General features: G+C 72.5%; 22 protein-coding genes and 1 pseudogene. 14 read left to right on the top strand and 9 right to left on the bottom strand.

Annotated elements, in window-relative coordinates; translation table 11 throughout:
* Positions 1–182: 182 nt before the first annotated feature.
* The 6 genes from ACLQ2X_RS17160 to ACLQ2X_RS17135 are packed head-to-tail and all read right to left on the bottom strand — an operon-like array spanning position 183 to position 5763.
* Positions 183–1721: a SpoIIE family protein phosphatase gene (locus ACLQ2X_RS17160; protein ID WP_425682030.1), complete on the bottom strand. Its 1539-nt coding sequence runs from the start codon at positions 1719–1721 to the stop codon at positions 183–185.
* 2 nt (positions 1722–1723) lie between these two features.
* Positions 1724–3070, bottom strand: a complete 1347-nt coding sequence (locus ACLQ2X_RS17155; protein ID WP_425682029.1) for a sensor histidine kinase — start codon at positions 3068–3070, stop codon at positions 1724–1726.
* Positions 3067–4080 (bottom strand): SpoIIE family protein phosphatase, encoded by a 1014-nt coding sequence (locus ACLQ2X_RS17150; RefSeq protein ID WP_425682028.1) that lies wholly within the window; start codon positions 4078–4080, stop codon positions 3067–3069. The genes ACLQ2X_RS17155 and ACLQ2X_RS17150 overlap by 4 nt, the downstream gene beginning before the upstream one ends.
* Entirely contained in the window at positions 4077–4496 is a 420-nt protein-coding gene (locus ACLQ2X_RS17145; RefSeq protein ID WP_425682027.1) for an ATP-binding protein, read from the bottom strand. The genes ACLQ2X_RS17150 and ACLQ2X_RS17145 overlap by 4 nt, the downstream gene beginning before the upstream one ends.
* Positions 4493–4903, bottom strand: coding sequence for an STAS domain-containing protein (locus tag ACLQ2X_RS17140; RefSeq protein ID WP_425682026.1), 411 nt, complete (start codon positions 4901–4903; stop codon positions 4493–4495). The genes ACLQ2X_RS17145 and ACLQ2X_RS17140 overlap by 4 nt, the downstream gene beginning before the upstream one ends.
* A complete protein-coding gene (locus ACLQ2X_RS17135; protein ID WP_425682025.1) occupies positions 4903–5763 on the bottom strand; it encodes an STAS domain-containing protein in 861 nt (286 codons plus the stop codon). Before ACLQ2X_RS17135 ends, ACLQ2X_RS17140 begins: the two co-directional genes overlap by 1 nt.
* Before the next feature lie 159 nt (positions 5764–5922).
* On the opposite strand from ACLQ2X_RS17135, the gene ACLQ2X_RS17130 reads away from it, so the two are divergent.
* On the top strand, positions 5923–6282 hold the full coding sequence (locus tag ACLQ2X_RS17130; protein WP_425682024.1) for an STAS domain-containing protein: 360 nt from the start codon (positions 5923–5925) through the stop codon (positions 6280–6282).
* 10 nt (positions 6283–6292) lie between these two features.
* Here the strand turns inward: ACLQ2X_RS17130 and ACLQ2X_RS17125 are convergent, their stop codons facing one another.
* The gene (locus ACLQ2X_RS17125) at positions 6293–7561 is read right to left on the bottom strand and encodes an MFS transporter (RefSeq protein ID WP_425682023.1); all 1269 of its coding nucleotides are present in this window, start codon (positions 7559–7561) and stop codon (positions 6293–6295) included.
* A gap of 49 nt (positions 7562–7610) precedes the next feature.
* On the opposite strand from ACLQ2X_RS17125, the gene ACLQ2X_RS17120 reads away from it, so the two are divergent.
* The 4 genes from ACLQ2X_RS17120 to ACLQ2X_RS17105 all read left to right on the top strand — a co-directional run bounded on the left by ACLQ2X_RS17120 (position 7611) and on the right by ACLQ2X_RS17105 (position 9525).
* Positions 7611–8294: a FadR/GntR family transcriptional regulator gene (locus ACLQ2X_RS17120; protein WP_425682022.1), complete on the top strand. Its 684-nt coding sequence runs from the start codon at positions 7611–7613 to the stop codon at positions 8292–8294.
* Between the two features lie 39 nt (positions 8295–8333).
* Positions 8334–8804 carry a large conductance mechanosensitive channel protein MscL gene (gene mscL / locus ACLQ2X_RS17115; RefSeq protein ID WP_425682021.1) on the top strand — a complete coding sequence of 157 codons (471 nt, stop codon included), beginning with the start codon at positions 8334–8336 and terminating at the stop codon, positions 8802–8804.
* 77 nt (positions 8805–8881) lie between these two features.
* Positions 8882–9130: a hypothetical protein gene (locus tag ACLQ2X_RS17110; RefSeq protein ID WP_425682020.1), complete on the top strand. Its 249-nt coding sequence runs from the start codon at positions 8882–8884 to the stop codon at positions 9128–9130.
* Between the two features lie 29 nt (positions 9131–9159).
* Positions 9160–9525, top strand: a complete 366-nt coding sequence (locus ACLQ2X_RS17105; RefSeq protein ID WP_425682019.1) for a hypothetical protein — start codon at positions 9160–9162, stop codon at positions 9523–9525.
* 3 nt (positions 9526–9528) lie between these two features.
* On the opposite strand, the gene ACLQ2X_RS17100 is transcribed toward ACLQ2X_RS17105, so the two are convergent.
* Positions 9529–10797, bottom strand: a complete 1269-nt coding sequence (locus ACLQ2X_RS17100; protein ID WP_425682018.1) for a benzoate/H(+) symporter BenE family transporter — start codon at positions 10795–10797, stop codon at positions 9529–9531.
* A 183-nt stretch (positions 10798–10980) separates the two neighbouring features.
* Here ACLQ2X_RS17100 and ACLQ2X_RS17095 point away from each other — a divergent pair, with 183 nt between their 5' ends.
* Both ACLQ2X_RS17095 and ACLQ2X_RS17090 read left to right on the top strand, forming a co-directional pair.
* Positions 10981–11700, top strand: a complete 720-nt coding sequence (locus ACLQ2X_RS17095; protein WP_425682017.1) for a PP2C family protein-serine/threonine phosphatase — start codon at positions 10981–10983, stop codon at positions 11698–11700.
* A 51-nt stretch (positions 11701–11751) separates the two neighbouring features.
* Entirely contained in the window at positions 11752–12951 is a 1200-nt protein-coding gene (locus ACLQ2X_RS17090; protein WP_425682016.1) for a GNAT family N-acetyltransferase, read from the top strand.
* Positions 12952–12973: 22 nt separating this feature from the next.
* On the opposite strand, the gene ACLQ2X_RS17085 is transcribed toward ACLQ2X_RS17090, so the two are convergent.
* The gene (locus tag ACLQ2X_RS17085; RefSeq protein WP_425682015.1) at positions 12974–14779 is read right to left on the bottom strand and encodes a type VII secretion protein EccE; all 1806 of its coding nucleotides are present in this window, start codon (positions 14777–14779) and stop codon (positions 12974–12976) included.
* 114 nt (positions 14780–14893) lie between these two features.
* Between ACLQ2X_RS17085 and ACLQ2X_RS17080 the strand changes: the two genes are divergently transcribed.
* The 7 genes and pseudogenes from ACLQ2X_RS17080 to ACLQ2X_RS17050 form a co-directional block, all read left to right on the top strand.
* Positions 14894–15094, top strand: coding sequence for a hypothetical protein (locus ACLQ2X_RS17080; protein ID WP_425682014.1), 201 nt, complete (start codon positions 14894–14896; stop codon positions 15092–15094).
* A gap of 172 nt (positions 15095–15266) precedes the next feature.
* On the top strand, positions 15267–15596 hold the full coding sequence (locus ACLQ2X_RS17075) for a WXG100 family type VII secretion target (protein WP_425682013.1): 330 nt from the start codon (positions 15267–15269) through the stop codon (positions 15594–15596).
* Between the two features lie 22 nt (positions 15597–15618).
* Positions 15619–15918, top strand: coding sequence for a WXG100 family type VII secretion target (locus ACLQ2X_RS17070; protein WP_425682012.1), 300 nt, complete (start codon positions 15619–15621; stop codon positions 15916–15918).
* Between the two features lie 161 nt (positions 15919–16079).
* The gene (eccB, locus tag ACLQ2X_RS17065; RefSeq protein WP_425682011.1) at positions 16080–17498 is read left to right on the top strand and encodes a type VII secretion protein EccB; all 1419 of its coding nucleotides are present in this window, start codon (positions 16080–16082) and stop codon (positions 17496–17498) included.
* Positions 17495–18775, top strand: a complete 1281-nt coding sequence (gene mycP, locus ACLQ2X_RS17060; RefSeq protein ID WP_425682010.1) for a type VII secretion-associated serine protease mycosin — start codon at positions 17495–17497, stop codon at positions 18773–18775. Before eccB ends, mycP begins: the two co-directional genes overlap by 4 nt.
* A 94-nt stretch (positions 18776–18869) precedes the next feature.
* Positions 18870–19310 (top strand): hypothetical protein, encoded by a 441-nt coding sequence (locus tag ACLQ2X_RS17055; RefSeq protein ID WP_425682009.1) that lies wholly within the window; start codon positions 18870–18872, stop codon positions 19308–19310.
* 18 nt (positions 19311–19328) lie between these two features.
* A pseudogene (locus tag ACLQ2X_RS17050) lies at positions 19329–20539 on the top strand (hypothetical protein); the annotation flags it as partial.

Raw genomic sequence — 20539 nt, 5'->3', positions numbered from 1 at the left:
GGACGTCCGCTCGCCGGGCACACCCACAGTGACGGAAGCGTCTCGGCAGCACCGGGCATGATCCACCCGGAATGCCTGCTCAAGTGCCCGATGCGTGAATGGCTGCAGAGCAAAGGCGGCACGGAGTCGGCATGCCTTCCGGCAGTGCCGGTAACACTGGGTGAGACATGCGTTGTGGCACGTCAACGGCGACGGACGGCGACCACCGCGACGTCGTCGTTGATCTCCGGCGGGGCCAGCTCCACCAGCAGCCGCTGGCAGAACTCGTCCAGGTCGTCATCCACCCGCGCGGCGGCCACGCTGAGCGCCGCCATGCCGTCGTCGATGGTGGCGTCCCGCCGCTCGATCAACCCGTCGGTGTAGAGCACCAGCGTGGTCCCGGCGAGCAGCACGAACTCCAGGTCGGGCGGGCGCGGCGCGCGCACCCCGAGCAACGGCGCGGAATGGGTCACGAACTCGACCCGACCATCGCGGCTCAGCAGCGCCGGCAGATGCCCGGCGCTGGCCAGTCGCACCAGCCCGCTGGGCGGATGGAGCAGCAGCACGCAGATGGTGGCCAGTTCGTTCGGCAGCAGCGTACGCATCAACTCGTTGACCCGGTCCAGGATGACACCGGGCTGGTGCCCCTCGACCGCGTATGCCCGGACCGCGTGCCGCAACTCGGCCATCACGGTCGCGGCGTGCAGCGAGTGCCCCGCCACGTCCCCGATCGCCACCAGCAGGTGCCCGTCCAGCATCACCAGCTCGTAGAAGTCGCCGCCGACCTCGGTCTGCGCGCTCGCCGGTTCGTACCGGACGGCCAGGTCCAGGCCGACGACGTCGGGCAGCCGCTGCGGCAACAGGCTGCGCTGCAACGTCACCGCGATGCGGTGTTCCTCGTCGAAGGACCGCTGCGCCTCCACCGCCGACGCGACGGCCTGGGCGAGCTGCACCAGCACCGGCGTGCGGACGGTCTGGGTGGCTGTCGGCACCACCACGTAGAGCGGGGCCCGGTCCTCGCGCAGCCGGGACGCGGCGACGGTCACCGTGTCGCCGGCCGGCCAGTCCGCCAGCGGCCACTTGGCCGGCTCGTGCACCCACACCCGGGTGCCGAGCGGCACGCCTGTGTCGTCCACCACCCACGGCACGATCCTGGCCGGCGTGTGCGGGTCCGCCGCCACCCCGGCCAGGCAGTCCCCGTCGAACGTCTCCGCGACCACCGCCGCCGGCGCGTTGAAGATCCGCGCCGCCCCGCTCGCCGCCGCCTCCAGCAGCCGGACGAAGTTGGGCGTCGCGTGCATCTCCACGGTGGCGTCGGCGAGCGCGGCGAGCCGCTCCGCGAGCTGTTCGGCCCGCCGCCGCGCCTGGTAGTAGCGCAGCACCGCGTGCGCGGTGGCGACCAACTCCTCCGGCTCGATCGGCTCCGCCAGGTAGGCGTCCGCGCCCCGGGTCAGACCCTGCGCCCGGTCGACCACGTCGACCGCGTGCGCCGAGACGTGGATGACCGGGATCGAGGGGTGCACCTCCTTGATCCGCTCGCACACCTCGAAGCCGCTCATGTCCGGCAGCCGCACGTCGAGCACCACGAGGTCGATCGGCTCGCGGGCCACCCGGTCCAGCGCCGCCGTGCCGTTCTCGGCCTCGATGGTGGTGAAACCGGCCCGGGTCAGCCAGTTCACCAGCAGGTAGCGCTTCGGACCGCTGTCGTCGACCACCAGCACGGTCACCGGCCCGCTGTCCACCTTCACGCTCCGCCCACGGGAAGCAGCACGGTGAAGGTGCTGCCCTGGCCGGGTGCGCTGGACAGCTCCAGCGTCCCGCCGAGCAGCGTGACCAGCCGTCGCGCGTACGGCAGGCCGAGCCCGGTGCCACCCACCCGGGTCGTGCCGGGCACCTGGTAGAACTCCTCGAAGACCCGTTCGTGCAGCTCCGGCGGCACACCGACGCCGGTGTCGGTGACCGACAGCGACCACTGGTCGTCGTGGCGCTCGGCGCGCAGCCGCACCTCGCCCCGCTCGGTGAACTTCAGACCGTTGTGCAGCAGGTTGCGCAGCACCTGCGCGAGCAGCACCTGGTCCGAGCGGATCGTCGCCGGGGCCGGCGGCTCCTCCACCACCAGGTCCACCTCGGGGCGGGTGGCCAACGCCCGCAACGTGCCGCGCAACTGCCCGAACACCGCACGCAGGTCGACCTCGGACCAGTCCGGCTCGATCCGGCCCGACTCGGCCTTGGCCAGGTCGAGCAGCTCGTTGACCAGGCCAAGCAGGTCGCCCGCGGAGGAGCGGATCAGCCCCACCTGGCGGGCCTGCTCGCCGGTGAGCGGGTCGGAAGCGGAGTCGGCCAGCAGCCGGGCCAGGCCGATGATCGCGGTCACCGGGGCGCGCAGCTCATGGCTCACGTTCGCCAGGAACCGGCTCTTCGACTCGCTGGCGGCCCGCAGCTGGGCGGACTTCTCGTCCAGCTCGGCGTAGAGCGCCACCACACCGCGGTTGGTCTCCTCCAGCTCCTCGGTGAGCTGGTTGTAGAGCGCCATCACACCCTGGTTGGTGTCCTGGAGCTCGGCGTTGAGCACCGCCAGCTCGTCGCGCTGACTGCGCACCTCGTCGAGGGCGGCGATGAGCTGGGCGTTCTGCGCGGCCAACTCGTCAAGCGCCGAGCCCGGAGCGCGCTCGGCCAGCTCGTTGCGCAGCTCGGCGGCGCGTTCCGGCGTCAACTCGGCGGCGTGGTCCGGCACTCGTCGGGACATCCTCACGACCGTATCGCCCTCGACCGACACCGTCTGCAACGCGTCGACCAGACGCGCGACCGCGCCGGACTGTGGCTCGTAGCGTCCGCCGGGGAGCGGACGGACCGGGGACAGGTCGATCTGGAGGATCACCCGGCCGGCGGCGTCCCGGCCGAGGGCGAACGTCACGTCCGCCCCGTCGACCCCGTGCAGCAGTTCCCGGGCCACCTCGCTGAGCGCGGTGGCGATCCGTACCTGGTCCTGGTGTTCCAGGCCGACCGCGGCGGCGACCTCCCGGCCGCGCTGGCGGACCAGGAAGATGTCCTGCTCCACCCGGAGCGCGAGGTGCAGGAGCGGCCCGGTCACACCATCCCCCGGGCGACCAGGACACATGCGTCGTCGCGACGGGTACCGGCGTCGCGCAGCAGGGTCGCCGCGGCCAGCAGCGGGCTACGGCCGGCGAGTCCGGGATAGCCGTCGAGGTCCCAGCGGTCCACCACCCCGTCGCTGTGCATGACGAGCGTCGCGTCGGCGGAGAACGGGTAGTCGTATCCGCGGATCGACGGGCGCTGGTGCCCGGCGATGCCCGGCAGCGACACCAACCCGCGCCGCCGTTCGCCAGGTGCCACGATCATCGCGGAGATATTACCCAGGCCGGCGTAGCGGAGCAGGCCGGACGCGGGTTCCGGTTCGGCCACCGCGAGCGCCGCGCCGCGGGTGTGCGAGATCCCGGCGTGCAGGTGCCGCACCACCACGTCGGGCGGCCCGGCCGGTGCGGAGCGGAACGCGGACATGGCGGCCGTGGTGGCGGCGGCGGCCAGCGGACCGTGTCCGAGGCCGTCGCAGACCAGGACCTGCCGTCGCCCGTCGACCTCCCGGACGGCGTACCCGTCGCCGCTGCTCTCCTCCCCGGTGATCGGCCGGGTCAGCCCGGCGGCCCAGTCCGGCGGCGGCGGTGGCACGTCCCAGACCTGGGCGACCAGGACCGTGCCCCGGCCGGACAGGGAGTAGCCCTCGAACCGGGTGGCCTGCCGCGCGATCGCGCCGAGGCCGATGCCGAGCGTGCCGACCGTGGAGTGCCCGTCGGTCGAGGAGAGCGTCAGGTCGGCCATACCCGGGCCGGAGTCGATGGCCACCAGTTCCACCCCGGCCAGCCCGGTCCGTCGCACCGGACGCAGCAGGAGCGTGCCCTCGCGGGCGTGCTTGACCAGGTTGGTGACGAGTTCGGTGGCGACGATGGCCAGGTCGGCGATGCGTGGTGCGCTCAGTCCGAGCTGCCGGCCGAGACGCTCGGCGGCCCGCCGTACGCCGCCTGCGGTGGCGCCGCTCTCGACCCGGAACCACACGCCGTGGTCGGGGACCACCTCGTCGGTCATCGCGACCACTTGGTGACGGTGATCCGCGTACCCTCCCCGACCGCCGTCTGGATGTCGAAGGCGTCGACGAGCCGGCGGGCGCCGCTGAGCCCGAGGCCGAGCCCGCCGCCGGTGGTGTAGCCGTCGGTGAGTGCCAGGTCGAGGTCGACGATGCCCGGTCCCTCGTCCGCGAAGACGATCCGCACCCCGCGCCGGCGCCCGTCCTCGACGGTGCTCACCTCGGCGTGGCCCCCACCGCCGTAGATCAGGGTGTTCCGGGCCAGCTCGCTCGCGGCCGTCACCAGCTTGGTCTGGTCCACCAGGGAGAGCCGGACCGCGACCGCGGTGCTACGCACCAACTGCCGGACCCGCACCACGTCCTCGTCGCTGCGGATCAGCTGCGTCGCCGGCACTCCCAGGTCGACGCCCACGGTCATGCCTTCGCCGTCGTCTCGGTGTCCTCGTCGTAGGCCGCGTCGTCCCAGTCGTCGGCGCGGCTGGCCGCGACCAGTTCCATGCCCCGCTCGACGTTCAACGCGGTACGGATGCCGTTGAGGGACAGCCCCAGCTCGACCAGGGTGATGGCGACGGCGGGGCGCATGCCGACCACCACCGTTTCGGCGTCCAGCACCTTGGAGATGGACGCGATGGTGGAGAGCATCCGGCCGACGAACGAGTCGACGATGTCCAGCGCCGTGAGGTCGATGATCACACCGTGGCAGCCGGTGGCGACGATCCGCTCGGCCAGGTCCTCCTGGAGCTGGACCGCCGTCTGGTCGGACATGTCCACCTGGATGGAGACGAGCAGGATGTCGCCGATCTTGAGGATCGGCACCCGCTCCATCAGGACTCCCGGCGCGGGCGGCGAGCGGTGGTCTCGACCCCGGTCAGGCGCAGTACGTGCCGCAGCGCGTCGGCCAGGCTGGCCTTGGTCGCGATGTCGCCGAACTCGATGCCGAGGGCGACGATCGTCTGGGCGATCTGCGGCCGGATGCCGGAGATGATGCAGTCGGCGCCCATCAGCCGGGCGGCCACAACGGTCTTGAGGATGTGCTGGGCGACCTGGGTGTCCACCGCCGGTACGCCGGTGATGTCGATGATCGCGTACGGGGAGCCGGTGTCGACGAGCGTCTGCAGCAGCCGCTCCATCACCACCTGGGCACGGGCCGAGTCCAGCGTCCCGACCAGCGGGACGGCGACCACGCCCTCCCACAGTTTGACCACAGGCGTGGAGAGCTCCAGAAGCTGCTCCGCCTGGTCGGCGATCAGGCTCTCCCGGGCCCGGACGAACGTCTCGATGGTGAACAGGCCCATCTGGTCGACGAGCGCGGAGAAGGCGACGAAGTCGCGCAGCGTGTCCTCACCCCGCTCCTCCTCCATCAGCTCCAGCAGCGCCTCCTTGAAGGCGAACACGCTGATCGCGGTCTCGGTGGCGGAGAACCCCTGCCGGGCGCGGTTGGTGGACAGCTCGGACAACACCGCCCGCAACTCCCCGCCGTGCTCGCCGGACAGGTCGGCGATCCCCTGCTGGCCGGCGTCGACCAGAGCACGGTGCAGCTCCTGCGCCTGTCGGGCCAGTTCGGCCCGGCTCAACCGCCCGCGCACCGAGGCGGCGACGATCTCCGTCCAGCGGTTGGTCAGCCGGTCCGCGTGCTCACTGAGCAGGTGGGCGAGCCGACCACCCTGTTGTTCGCTCAACGCCATGGTGACCTCCCTGTTTTGAACGGGCGGACTCTATCACCGGCGGCTGACGGGCTACTTGTCCAGGAGCAAAGAAATGATCGACGGCGGCGGGGACCACTCCCGTTCTGCGCGGCGCGCCCTTCGTGGGATACCGTTCCTCCGAACACAGGAGGTCGACGAATGTCCTTGACGGTGCATACGGAACAGCGCGGCGACGTGGTCGTCGTGTCGGTCGCGGGCGAGCTGGACATGGCCACGGCACCGCAGTTGCAGGACCAGATCACGGATCTGCTGGACAAGGGGCGCAGCCGCCTCGTCTTCGACCTGGCCGAGGTGTCGTTCTGCGACTCGACCGGGCTCTCGGTGTTCGTCCGCGCCAAGAACAACTGCGACGAGGTGGGCGGCGTTGTCCGGCTGGCCGCCCCGCAGCGCGGGGTGCTGCGCATCCTCGAGGTCAGCGGGCTGGTCGAGGTGCTGCACACCTATCCGACGGTGGAGCAGGCCGTCGCGGGCGAACCCACCCCCACCGCCTCCTCCTGACCGACAGGCGTCATCGCTCGTCCTCGATGTAGCGGGGACGGGCGATCGCCATGCCCGCCGCCGTCTGCACGACGAGCGCGCCGAGCAGGAAGCCGATCGGGGCGGTCCAGCCGCCGGTCGCCTCGTAGAGGATGCCCACCAGCAGCGGGCCGAGCGCGGCGATGACGTACCCGGTGCTCTGCGCGAACGCGGACAGCGCCACGGTGCCCTCGGCGGTGCGGGCGCGCAGCCCGATCGTGGTCAGGATGAGCGGGAACGCGCCCTGGCCGAGCGCCAGCAGCAGCACCCACAGCGGCGCCAGGCCGCGCGGGGCGAGCGCCAGGCCGACGTACGCGGCGGTGGAGAACGCGGTGAGCGTCAGCACCAGCGGGCGCAGGGTGGCCAGCCGCCCGGCCAGCGTCGGCATCATCAGCGCCACCGGCACGCCCAGCGCGGTCACCCCGGCGAGCAGCAGTCCGGCCGTCTCCGGCCGGTAACCGGCGTCCCGGAAGAGCTGGGCCAGCCAGCCCATGATCGCGTACCCGCTGAGCGACTGCGCCCCGAAGTAGAGCGCCATGGCCCAGCCGAGCCGGGTCCGCGCCGGCTGCACCCGCCTCGGGGCGGCGGCGACCGTCGTCGCGGTGGCGGTCCGCCGGGCGGCACGGGCCCGCAGCGCCAGCGGCACCCACGGGAGTACGGCAAGCGCGGCCAGCCCGGCCCAGATGCCGAGCCCGGCCCGCCAGGAGCCGAAGGCGTGGGCCACCGGCACGGCGGAGGCGGCGGCGACCGTGGTGCCCACCGTCAAGGCCATCGTGTACGCCCCGGTGACCAGCCCGGTGCGGTGCGGGAAGTGCTGCTTGACCAGCATCGGCAGCATGATGTTCGCCACCGCGATGCCGGCCAGCGCGAGCGCGCTGGTGAGCACGAAGACGGCGGCGGAGTCGGTGACCGCCCGCAGCACCTGCCCGACGGTGAGCGCGAGCATGGCCAGCACCAGCAGCCGGGGCGCGGCCCAGCGGCGGACCAGCCAGGGGGTGAGCGCGCCCAGCGCGGCGAACGCGACGGTGGGCAGCGTGGTGACCAGGCCGGCCATGGCGCCGGAGAGGCCCAGTCCGACGCGGATCTCGTCGAGCAGGGCGCCGAGGCTGGTCACCGCGGCGCGCAGGTTCAGCGCGACCAGCAGCATCCCGGCCAGCACGAGCAGGCCGCCCCGGGCCGGGCCGACCGTCCGGCCACCGGCCGGTGTGGGTGTGACGGGAGGGGCCGGCACGGTCGCGGCGGGCGTCGGTGGCGGAGTCATGACCTCGAACCTACAATCATGGGATGAATTTCGGCAGCAGGTGTAACCGGTGACACCGGCCGTCAATTCCGTCGCCGTGCCTCCGCGCGGCCACCGGGTCCGGCAGACCATCGAGCAGCTCCGGGAACGCATCCTCGGCGGCGAGTGGCCGGTGGGCGGGCGCATCCCCACCGAGCCGCAACTGGTCGCCGCGCTCGGGGTGGGACGCAACACCGTCCGCGAGGCGGTCCGGGCCCTGGTGCACGCCGGGGTGCTGGAGTGCCGGCAGGGCTCCGGCACCTACGTGGTGTCGACCGACGAGCTGGCCCCGGTGGTGGCCCGCCGGCTCACCGACGACCGGATGGCCGAGGTGGTCGAGGTCCGGCGCGCGTTCGAGGTGGAGGCCGCCCGGCTCGCCGCGCTGCGGCGTACACCTGCGGACCTGGCGGCGCTCGACGGCGCGCTCGCGGCCCGGGAGGCCGCCTGGCGCACCGGCCGGGTCGACGAGTTCGTCGAGGCGGACGCCGCGCTGCACACGGTGGTGGTCGCCGCCGCGCACAACGCCATGCTCGCCGAGCTGTACGCCTCGGTCGGCGCCGCGCTGCGCAGCACCGTCGCGCAGGCCATGGGCGAGACGCTGACCCCCGAGCGGTACGTCGACCACGGCCGTCTGGTCGAGGCGATCCGGGCCGGCGACCCGCACCGGGCGGCGATCGAGGCCGGCGCTTTTCTCGAAGTGCCGGCCGGGGCATAGGTTGTCCCGGACGCAGACTCGGACAGCACGGGAGTACGGATGCTCAAGGGCTTCAAGGACTTCATCATGCGCGGCAACGTCGTCGACCTGGCGGTCGGCGTCGTCATCGGTGCCGCGTTCACCGGCGTGGTCACCCAACTCACCAAGTCGTTCCTGGAACCGCTGGTCCGGGCATTCATCGCCCTGATCACCGGCAGCAACGACGGGCTCACCGGCTCGACGCCGGAGTTCCGGGGCATCCCGTTCGACTGGGTGGCCTTCGTCAACGCGGTGATCACGTTCGCGCTCACCGCGGCGGCGCTCTACTTCCTGGTCGTCTACCCGATGAACCGGCTCGCCGAGCGGCGCAGGCGCGGCGAGGAGCCACCCCCCTCGGCCCCGAGCGAGGAGGTCAAGCTGCTCACCGAGATCCGGGACGCGCTCGTCGCCGGCGGCCACGGCACGCCGGGCCAGCGCGGCGCGCTCGACGACGTGCTCGGCCGCCGGCAGGAACCGCCAGCCCCGCGCTGACGCCATACCCGATCGGCCCCGGGGGATTTCCCTCGGGGGCCGACGCGTATCGTACACATGTTCGATAGGGTCCGGGCATGGAGCAGCGCAGGCACTTGTGGAACGGGAAGTGGGGGCGGCTCGCGCGGCGGGACGTCTTCCTCCGGGTGGACGGCGACCGCTGGCACGTGGAGCAGCGGGCCGGCGGCGCCGAAGGGGTCTCCCGCTTCTACGAGCACGCAAGTGTCGAGGAGGCCGAGGAGACGGTCCGCGCGCTGCTGGACGGGCCGGACACCTGGCGTGAGCTGTCCCCCCGACCGCCCGGCGGCTGGACTCCGTCCGTTTAGCGTCCGCGCGCACCGGGAACCGCTGCGGCATGAGCCAGCAGCAGGACACCGTCTCCCGGGTCGCGACCGGCATGCGGGTGGTCGACTCCACAGGCGTCGACGTGGGCACCGTGGATCTCGTCCAACGCGGCGACCCGGCCGCGGTGACCGTGCAGGCGTCCGCCCCGGTGGACCCGGGCAGCAGCCTCGACGAGCTGATCGAGTCGGCGGCCGTCGAGGAACCGGACGTACCGGCCGACCTGGCCGCCCGGTTGCTGCGCGACGGCTACCTCAAGGTCTCCACCGAGCTGGTCCGCACCGGCGCGGTCTACGTGCTGGCCGACCGGATCGCCACGGTGGCCGACGGCACGGTCCGCCTCACCGTCCCGGCCGCGGAGCTTCCCGCCGAGGAGTGACGGTCATCCGGTCCGGGCGGGAAGCGACGGGACGGTCCCCTCGGCTTCCTCCTTCGCCGGCGACCCGGCCACCGGACCGGCCGCCGCGCGGCGGCGGAACAGCAGCAGCATCAGGCAGCCGGCGACCAGCCCCCAGAACGCGCCGCCCACCCCGAGCAGGCTGACCCCCGAGGCGGTGACCACGAACGTGACCACGGCCGCCTCCCGCGCCTGCGGCCGGGCGACCGCCGCCGCCACCGCACCGGCCAGCGCGCCGAGCAGGGCCAGCCCGGCGACCGCCTCGACCAGCACCGGCGGGGAGAGCAGCACCAGCGCGGTGGCCACGCCGGCGCTCAGGCCGAGCAGCGCCAGACCGATCCCGGCGGTGACCGAGGCGATCCAGCGCCGCTGCGGGTCCGGGTGCGCGTCCGGGCCGGCGGCCAGGGCTGCGGTGATCGCGGCCAGGTTCACGGCGTGACCGCCGGCGGGGGCGCCGAGCGCGGTGGCGAGCCCGGTCACCCGCAACGCGGAACCGAGCGGGGCCCGGTAGCCGTAGCCGGCGAGCACGGCGGTGCCGGGCACGTTCTGCGCGGCCATGGTGACCAGGAACAGCGGCAGCGCGAGCCCGACGACGGCGGGCAGCGTCCACGTCGGCGCGGTCAGTGCCACGACCGGCGCGGCATCGAGCCGGGTCGGCCCGTCCGTGGTCAGCGCGATCGCCACCACGGCCACGGCGAGCGCCCCCGGCACCGCCCAGCGGCGGGCGAACCGGTGCAGCAGCAACCAGACCAGCACCACCGGCCCGGCCAGCCGGGGCACCTCGACCAGGGCACGTACCGGGGCGGTGCACAGCGGCAGCAGCACCCCGGCCAGCATGGCCGAGGCGATCGGCGCAGGGATCGCGGCGACCGCGCGACCGAGCGCGGGGATCAGCCCGGCCGCGACGATCAGCAGGCCGGTGAGCAGGAAGGCACCCACCGCCGCCGGCCAACCCCCGGGGACCGGCCCGGTGGCCACGAGCAGCGCCGCGCCCGGCGTGGACCAGGCGATGGCGAGCGGCAGCCGGTGCCGCAGGCCGAGCCAGACGGCGCAGCACCCGCTGGCCACACAGAGCGCCAGCAGGCCGGAGGCGGCCTGGGCCTGGTCGGCGCCGACCGCGCGTAACCCGGCCAGGACGACGGTGAACGAGCTGGCGAAGCCGACCAGCGCGGTCACCACCCCGGCCAGCACGGGTTGAAGTCGACCGGCTGTTGTTTCTCCCCCGCCGGGTGGGTTCCGGTCACGCAACGGCACGGTGTAGCACCATAGCCCTATGACAACCATCCCAGAGCCGTGTGACCGGACACCCCCGCGCCCACCGACTCCGTCCACAACGGACGGTGCCCGCGCGCCCGGGAGGCAGGCGGACGACATTTCTTTCCGCAGACCCGCTGGCGCGTGCAGACGCGAGGCCGTAGTTCTTGGCAAGCTTGTCCCATGACGCTCATCCTCCGCTCGGCCATCCTCAACGACGTCGGCCTCGTCCGGACCAACAACGAGGACTCCGCCCTCGCCGGTGACCGCCTCGTGGCGGTGGCCGACGGCATGGGCGGGCTCCCCGCCGGCGAGGTGGCCAGCGAGATCGTCATCCGCATCCTGGACGAGCTGACCCCGCCCACCGTCGCCGACGAAGCGGCCGACGCGCTGCGCGCCGTGGTCAGCACCGCCAACCAGCGCATCCGCGCGGCCATCACGGTGGACCCGGCCCGCGACGGCATGGGTACGACGCTGACCGCCGCCCTGCTCGCCGGCGACACCCTGGTCCTCGCCCAGGTCGGCGACTCCCGCTGCTATCTGCTGCGCGACCACGAGCTGACCCAGCTCACCCGGGACGACACGTTCGTGCAGGCGCTCGTCGACCAGGGGGCGCTCTCCCGCGACGAGGCCCGCCACCACCCGCAGCGTTCCCTGGTGACCCGCGCGGTGCAGGGCTCCGACGCGCCCCCGGCGGTCGGGGCGCTCACCGTCTTTCCCGGCGACCGGCTGCTGCTGTGCAGCGACGGCCTCTCCGACTACGTGGAGGACGCCGCCATCGCCGCCGCGCTCGCCACCTACGGCGACCGCCAGCAGTGCGGCGAGCAGTTGGTGAAGCTGGCCCACCAGGCCGGCGCGCCGGACAACGTGACGGTGGTCATCTCCGACGTCACCGATGCCTGACCCGCCGGCTTTCCGGTTGCGGACCGCGCCCGGGGCGGTTGGGATGAACGGATGCGTATTCGCCGGCTGGCCGCCGAGGAACGACTGACGACCAGCTTCCCCCTCCAGGCGTACGCCTTCGAGGCCTCACCGCTGGAGGCGGCGCGCACCGACGAGTTCCGCGCCTACCTGGCGTACAACGCCGGGAACACCACGCTGGTGGCCGAGGAGGACGGGATCACCGCCGCGGCCGTGTCGGCGATCCCGATGCGGCAGAACCTACGCGGCGCGGTGCTGCCGATGGCCGGGATCGCCGGCGTGGCCACCCACCCCCTGGCCCGTCGGCGCGGGCACGTCCGCACGCTGATGCACCAGGTCCTCGACGGTATGCGGGACGAGGGCCACCAGCTCAGCGCGCTGCACCCGTTCCGGGCCTCGTTCTACGAGCGCTTCGGCTACGTCGGGCTGCCCCGGCGGCGTACCGCGATCTTCACCCCCGCGGACCTGGCGCCGCTGGTGCGTGCCGAACTGCCCGACGAGGTGGTGTGGGAGCGGATCGGGGTGGGCTACGGACGGTGGCGCGCATACACCGAACGCTGCCTGCGCGAACGGCACGGCTTCGCGGTCTTCCCCGAGTTCCGGGCGGTCGGCCTGCGCGACCGCGACGACCGCTGGCTGGTCAGCGTGGTGCGCGACGGGGAGACAGTCGGCGCGGTCACCTACCGGATCGACAACCACGCCGGCACGCTGATCGCCGACGACCTGCTCGTCGACGACCCGTATGCCCGGACGTCGGTGCTCCAGTTCTTCGCCCGGCACGTCGACCAGGTGGCCCGGATCAGCGTCCACGTCCTCCCGGAGGAGCTGCCGGAGCTGTGGCTGACCGACCTGGACGTGCAGGTCGAGGCGCGGGTGGCCCGGCCGGACCCGACCGCGCCGATGGCCCGGCTGCTCAGCCTGGACGCGCTCGCCGACCAGCCGGTCGGGGGCGGGCGCGTCCTGGTCGAGGTGGTCGGTGACCGTTGGCTCGCCGGCCGCCACCTGTTCGACGGCACCTCCGGCAAGCTGGCCGTGGAGCCGGCGGGGGCCTCCGCCGAGGGCGCCGTACCGGCCGCCCGGCTCACCGCCGCCGGCCTGTCCGCACTGGCGTACGGGGTGCTGGACCCGGTCGAGGTGGGTGTACGCGGACTGGGCGAGGTGCCGGTGGACGCCGCCCGGGAGCTGCGTCGGCTGTTCCCGCGGGAACTGCCGCACCTGTTCGCCGACTTCTGACCCCCGGCGGCGGCGTGCGTCGTCAGGGGTGGGGCCGGATCGGGGAGCCGACGGTGTTGGCCTCCGTGTCGGTGGGATTGAGCGTCGCCCAGCGGGCCGTGCCCTGGGAGATGACCGTGATCTGGGAGGGGCCGATCCGGGTCATCCACGGCCCGGCTGTGGCACACCGCAGTGCGGTCGCGGCGATCGCCGCCTCGTCGGGGGTGAGGGGCTGCAGGACAGCGATGTCCGAGACCGAGAGGAGAGCCACGTCGGCCACCGTGACCTCCTGGCGTACGACAACCGTGCTCTGCCCCGGTGCCTGCCAGTTGGTGTGTCGCCAGTCGACCGGACCGGCGTCCACGACGACGACCCGGGGGCGTCCCGCCGCCGCGGGTGCCGCGGGCTCGCCGAGGGGGGCGAAGGAGATGATGCTCTGATCGACGCCGGCACGTCGCGCGAACGCCGACCACGGCTCTGGTCGGGTGGTCTGCAACGTGATCTTCACGCCGAGGGCAAGCCAGCGGTAGACGAGCAGCTGGGCGAAGGCGATGCCGCCGACGGCGACGATCCGGGTCGGGGAGGTCCGCGCCACCCGGAGGACCACCGGCTGGCCCTGACGGTCACGGCCGACGGTCAGGCCGGCGCCACCGGCCACCTGGGTCAGCGTGCCGACGTTCACCGGCCGGGTGGTCCCGCGACGCGCCGGAAGGGCCCGGCCCCGCTTCGGTGTCCAGCCCAGTGGCGCGGTCGCGGCGACGCCGGGGCGGTGCCGGGCGTCGAAGGGTTCGAGCGTCCCGCCGCAGGAGCCCATCAGCCGGTGCAGGGACGCACCGCTGGCGAGCAGGGTGCCCTGGTCGGCGGCGGACAGGCCGATCGTCGACTCCACCATGACCTCACCGTCGCGGCCCCCACGGGCGGGATCGGAGACTGCGAGGGCGGACACGGCGACGGTGCAGCCGGCGTGGGCGGGGTGTGGCCACCAGGGACGCCCCGGCCAGCCGGTTACCCGGAAAGCGGTGCGCAGCCGCGTGCCGGAGTGCCACCCACGCCACGTCTCCCGGGGTGCGCCGCCGTCGGCGAGGTCACGGGAGTCGATCTGGGACACGACCGAGGCGGCGGACAGGACCTGCGTGGCGGACAGTGGCGTGCTGCTCAGATGTTCGTCCCGCAGCCGCCTGCGGGTGCGGTTGACGACGTTGAGCAGCACCGGGCGAAGGGTCTCGTCCCGGAAGGCCGCCGGGGTGCGCAGCACCTGGATCGCGAGCCAGCAGTATCGCCCGGCCGGCACGTCGCCGCCGCTGACGAGGCGGTACGACGCCGCGATGGCCCCGGCGGGCCCGGGCAGGGCGGCCGGCGTGTCCGTCACCACAACGAGCTGGAGGCAGGTCGGCAGCGGGCTGGTCTCCGCCGAGGGCAGGAGGGTCAGCAGATTCGGCAGCGGTCGCCGTTGCGTGGCGAAGAAGGCGTGGTCGTCGGGTTGCACCTCCAGGATGGCGGTCACGCCGGCCGGCTGGCTGACCAACGCCATCGCATCGTCGGCCCGCCCTTGGGGCTCGACGTCGCGCAGGACCGCGCCGGGGGCGAGAAAGTCGAGGAGGTCCGCGCCGTCACCGGCCGGCCTCGACGGCTCGCGCCGTCGAAGGAGGTAGCGGACGCCGAGAGCCAGCCACTGGTACAGCCAACGGCCGCGCCATGGCAGGACGCTCACCGCCACGGCCACCACCGCGAGGGTCACGCCGGTGACGGCGAGGGCCAGCGGGCCACGCAGGGACAGCAGGGCCAGGCAGCAGGAGAACTGCCAGCAGATCACCTGGCCCAGCCCGATCCGCAGACCCGTCGTGCCCATGAGGCGTCCGGTCGGCTCGTCCGGGCGTGGCGGATGCGGAGGGAGAACGGTCACTGGGTTCCTCTCTGCTCACGGGGGATGGTACGGACACTTCCACCAACTACGCTGCACCGGATGGACGACAAAGACACCCACGACGATCCGTGGGCCGTTCCGGACGGTGGCGTCCCACCGGTGGTGGGGCGTCGCGACCCGGCCACGAGACAGCCCATGATGGCGTACGACACCCGCGGAGAGATCTCGGGACCGCCCGACGGCGAGCTCGTCGACCACTACCAGACCGATGACGGCGTCGACGTGAGCGTCACTTTTTGATCTCATCCACCCCCCGAATCCACACTGATCGTCCTAATTGCCTCCGCGAATTCTCCGACAGGGCCCGGTTGGGGCAGCCTTAGTGGACACATGGGGCTAGTGTCAGACATCGACAGCTCGGCGCGGTCTTGCTGACTGGCTGAGGCATCTATCCCGGCGGGGGTGACGTGTTTTGGCACTCAATGCGGTAACACCAGAGCTTCAGGCAGCGGCCAGGAAGGCCGATGATGCCGGTGGCCAGATCTCCCAGATGCTCAGCGCGCTGCTGGCCAATCTGGAGCCGATGGCACAGGGTCTGATCGGTCAGACCGGTGGGACGTTCCAGAAGGTCAAGGCTGACATCAACAGCGATCTCGTGATCATCACGAACAGTCTCGCCGAGGTGGCCGAGGGAATCCGGTCGTCCGGCCGCGACTTCGACGCCGCAGACTCCGAGTCGCAGAGTGAAGTGTCCAGGGCCGCTCAGGACGCGGGCAACATCGTCGGCCGCCTTCGCGGCTGATCGAGCGAGAGGACAACCGACCATGGCACCCGTTGACGGGCAGATCGTCTACAACTTCGGCACCATCAGCGAGGCGGTGGCCTCGATCGACACCGCCGTTCGATCCATGAACGGCACGCTCGACCAGCTCGCTCGCGACCTCAGCCCGCTGGAGAGCAGCGCGTGGAGTTCGGAGGCGCAGGCCGCGTACAAGATCCGTAAGGATCGCTGGACCACCGCTTCCAACCACATCGTCATGATTCTCGGGCAGGTCAAGGTGTCGCTCGCGGCCGGTGCGGACCGGATGCAGCAGACCGACCGCAGAGCGGTCAACTACTTCTGATCGGCCCGAACACCACGCTCCACGCAGGACAGTGGCCAGGGTCCCGCCGCAATCGGCTGGGTCCCTGGCTACTCTGTGTGCCAGGGCCGACCGGGTCGACGCACAGGCTCAGGTTGGCCGGCGCCTCCTACGGAACAGCATCGAAAACGTGAGGAGCACCCGTGCCGAGCCGCCGGGACCAACTGGTCAGCCACCAGTTCATGATGCAGCGGGTGGTGTCGGCGTTCGCCTACCGGGACGCGGATGCGGCACGGGTGCCGTTTCCCCGGGCCGCCAGCACCTTTTTCATCGGCACCATGGTCGCGGTCCTGGCCCTCGCCGCGGTCGGCATCTACGGCGTGCTGTTCCCCGGTGGCAAGAAGACGTGGCGCAGCGGCGAGGTGCTCATCCTCGAGAAGGAGACGGGCGCCCGCTACGTCTACCTCGACGACAAGCTGCATCCGGTGCTCAACTACACGTCTGCCCGCCTGATCCTGAAACGCCAGTCGTTCTCGGTGGTCAGCGTCGCGCGGACCTCGCTGCGCGGTGCCGCGCGCGGCGAGCCCCTCGGCATCGTGGACGCCCCCGACAGCCTGCCCGAGTCGAAGCGACTGCGCCGCGACGGGTGGTCGCTGTGCTCCCGGCCGGTGACGACCGCCACCGGCAACTCGCTGCCCGCGGCCGTCCTGCACGTGGCCTCGGACACCCGCCCGGGTCGTGACGTCGGCGACGAGGCTCTGCTGGTGCGCCACCCGGACAACTCGCTGCACCTGGTCTGGCAGAGCCGCCGGTTCCTCATCCGCCAGCCCCAGATGGTGCTCAGCGCCCTCGCGCTGACCCCGACGCAGGCGATCCCGGTGGCGGCCTCCTTCCTCAACGCCCTCCCCCAGGGGGCGGACATCGGCCCGATCGCGATCGCCGGGCGCGGTGGTCGCTCCGCCCTGCCCGATGCCCGGGTCGGCCAGGTCGTGGCGACGCGCTCGCAGAGCGGCGACCTGCAATACTCCGTCGTCCTCCGCGACGGCATCGCGGACATCACCCAGCTCCAAGCCGACCTGATCATCAACGACCCGGCCACCGCCACCGCCTACCGCGGCAAGAAGGTGGAGCCTCTCATCCGCAACGATCTCGGTGCCGCCAGGCGTTCGCCCCGCGGGCTGGAGACCTCGACAGGTCAGGAAGGCCACCCGCAGCGCCGCCCGCGCATCGTCGAGGGCCCCGCGGCACGCAACTCGCTCTGCCTGGTCTTCGGCGACATCACCACGCCGACGCGGCTGGTGGTCGGCGCGGCTCTCCCGCGACCCGGTGCCGGCGTGCGGTCCGCGCAGTCCGGCACGTCGGCCACCCCGGACGAGATCGTCGTCCCCTCCGGCGACGGCATCCTGGTCGAGTCGGTCTCCGGGCCGGAGGCACCGACGGGGACCTTCGCCCTCGTCACCGACATGGGCGTGCGCTACTCGCTCGCCTCCTCCGAGGTCATCGGCTACCTCGGCTACCGCCCGGACCAGGCGAAGCGACTGCCGTCCACCCTGGTCGCGATGCTGCGGGAAGGGCCGGCGCTCGACCCGAAGCAGGCGCGGACACCCGGCGGCCCCACGTGAGGGCGCTGATCCGCCGATCCGCCGTCGCGCTGCTGCTCGCGGCGGGTACGACGCTCGGCGCGGCAGTCGGCGGTGGCTCACCCGCGAGCGCGGTCCAGTGCCAGGAGCCGGGGGACGTCATCCGGCCGGTGCCGTGGGCCCAGCAGGCACTGCTACCCCAGCGCGCCTTCCCGCTCGCGACCGGCGCCGGCGTCGTCGTCGCGGTCCTGGACTCCGGTGTGGATGCGGTGCACCCGCAGCTCGCCGGGCAGGTGTCGACCGGGCGGGACTACCTGTACAGCAAGAACGGCCCCGGTAACCGGGACTGCGTCGGGCACGGCACCGCGGTAGGCAGCATCATCGCGGCGCGTCAGGTCGACGGGACTGGTTTCCACGGGGTGGCGCCCGGCGCCAGGCTCCTACCGATGACCGTGAGCGAGCGACGCGCCGATGGTGACCGGGCCTCGGGTGCCGCGGTCAGCCCGAACGAGTTCGCCGCGGTCGTCCGCGACTCGGTGCAGCGGGGCGCCAAGGTCATCAACATCTCCGCTGTCTTCACCACCGATCATCCGGCCGTCCGGGCGGCGATCAGGAACGCGGTCGAAGCGGACGTCGTGGTCGTGGCAGCGGTCGGCAACTCAGCCGAGGACGGCAATCCGACGCCCTATCCGGCCGCCTACCCGGATGTGCTCGGGGTGGGTGCGGTCGACCAGCAGGGCCGGGTGCTTCCCCAATCCGGCCGGGGCGCCTTCGTCGACCTGGTGGCCCCCGGTGACGGGATCACCGCGGCGACGCCCCGACGGGGGCACGCCACCTGGCGCGGCACGAGCTTCGCCGCACCGTTCGTGTCCGGCGCGGCGGCGCTCGTACGGCAGTACCACCCGAAACTGACGGCGCGCGAGGTGACGCAGCGCCTGACGGCGACGGCGAGTCCCAGCCCCGGCGGCGCGCGCAGCGACAGCTACGGCTTCGGCATGGTCGACCCGTACCGCGCGGTTGCCGAACGGTTCGTCCAGGCGGTCCCGACGGTCGCTCCGACACCCGTGGAGCCGGTGCTCGATCCCGCGGTGGTGGCCCGGGAGGCGGAGCGTCGCCGGTTGGCGACTGCCGCGCTGACAGTGGGCGGCACCGGGGCGGGGCTGGCCCTGGTCGTGGGGCTCGTGGCCATCGCCCGGCGGATCGGCCGACGTGGACGGTGGCGGCCGACCCGGGCGACCCGGATGCCCACGCCGACCCTCGCCCAGCTCGGTCCGCCGGTGGGTCTGCTCGACGACGTGACCAGCGGAGATCGGGAATGACGGTGGTGCGGGCAGCCTGGATCGCCCGGGGACGGTACGCTCTCCATAGATCTCAATCAGAGTGGATACGTCGTGCCGGATCGGGGAGGCGTGCGTGACGGACAGGCCGAATTTCCTCAATGACCAGCCGATCGAGGTGCAGATCGACTCGCTGCACGCGTTCGCGCAAGCGGTCCAGGCAGAGCTCGACACGAATGTCGTTCCCAACGCGTCGCGGTTGCGGGCCCAGTTGGGCGGCGGTCCCGCCCAGACGAAGTCGTTCGGCATCGACGACGGCTACGCGCAGGGCTACCGCATCGGCGACTACCACGTCGAGTGCACCGAGAAGGCGGCTGAGCTGCTGGACAAGCTCACCCTGGGAATGCAGGCGATCGCCTTTGCCGCGCAGAGCGTCGCCAACGACTACGCCAACTCCGATGAGCTCAACAGCATGGATCTCAAGCGCGTCGAGAGCTACTTCAACCCGAAGGACCGCTCCCGCTCGCTTGCCGAACTCGGGCTGCCGCAGCCTCCTGCCAACGATGCCAGTCTGTAGGCGAAGGGACGACAGGACATGGGGGAATTCGATCACCTGAGCCTGGATCAGCTGGTCTCCATCACCGCCAAGGACAAGCCCGCGGAGATCGCCCGCGAGGCGCTCGGTTGGCAGGGGATGGCCTGGCTGTTCGAGGCCCAGTTGGCGCGCCTCACCTCGGCCGTCAGCGCGCTCCAGAGCCAGTGGAGCTCCCCGGCCGGGGCGAAGTTCGTCGAAGAGGTCGGCAAGATCCGCGAAACGCTCAACGAGGGCAGCCGCAAGGCCAGCGGCAACCACAAGGCGTGGCAGGTCATCGGCGAGCAGGCCCGCGAGACGCAGAAGAAGCTCACCGAGCTCAAGGCCAAGCGGGACAAGCACCTCCAGACCGAGCAGGCCCAGTTCGAGGCCGCGAAGAAGGAGGACGCGGAGAACTACAACTGGGGTTGGCTCGGCATCAGTGACCTCACCGACGACCCCGAGGCACCCGATCTCGGCGCGATCCGCTCGGACTACGACCGGCAGGCCCGCGCGGTGATGACCCAGGCCGACTCGGTTTACACCGAGCAGTACTACAAGAACCTGTGGTGGCCGCCGCCCTATGAAGGCCCGCTCGACGCGAAGGTGCCGCAAGAGTACAAGGGTGGTGGCGGCGGCAGCACATACTCCGGCGGTGGCGGGGGCGGAGTTCCGGTCCCCGGGCCGCGGGGTGGCGGCTCGTCGGGTTCCCCGCCTCCGAACGGCGGTCCCCCGGGAGGAAGCCCACCGCCGACCTTCGGCCCGCCGGTGCTCGTCGAAGGGCCGATCCTGACCGGACCTCCGCCGATACCGCTGCCTCCGCCGCTCACGCAGCCCCCGCCTGTGGTCACGGTGCCGCCGCTCCCACCCGTGGTCACGGTGCCGCCGCTGCCACCCGTGGTACCGGTGCCGATTCCGCCGGTCATACCGCCGGTGACTTCTCTGCCCGGCGGGCCGCTGCCCGGTCGGGGTACGCCTCCGGGCGGCCGGCCGCCCCTGCTGCCGCCGAGGACCCCGACCACTCAACCGGTGATCGGCGGCAGGCCCGCACCGGGCGCTCCCACACCGGGCCGCGTGCCACCACCGGCCGGCGGACGCCCCACACCCGGCACACCCACCCCCGGCCGCACTCAACCGGTGGTCGGCGGGAGGCCTACACCGGGCGCTCCCACACCGGGCCGCGTGCCACCACCGGCCGGCGGACGCCCCACACCCGGCACACCCACCCCCGGCCG

This window comes from Micromonospora sp. DT31 (assembly GCF_049841795.1).
Taxonomy (GTDB): Bacteria; Actinomycetota; Actinomycetes; order Mycobacteriales; family Micromonosporaceae; genus Micromonospora.
The sequence above is the reverse complement of the archived record's forward strand: the minus strand, read 5'-3'. Positions and strand labels throughout refer to the sequence as shown.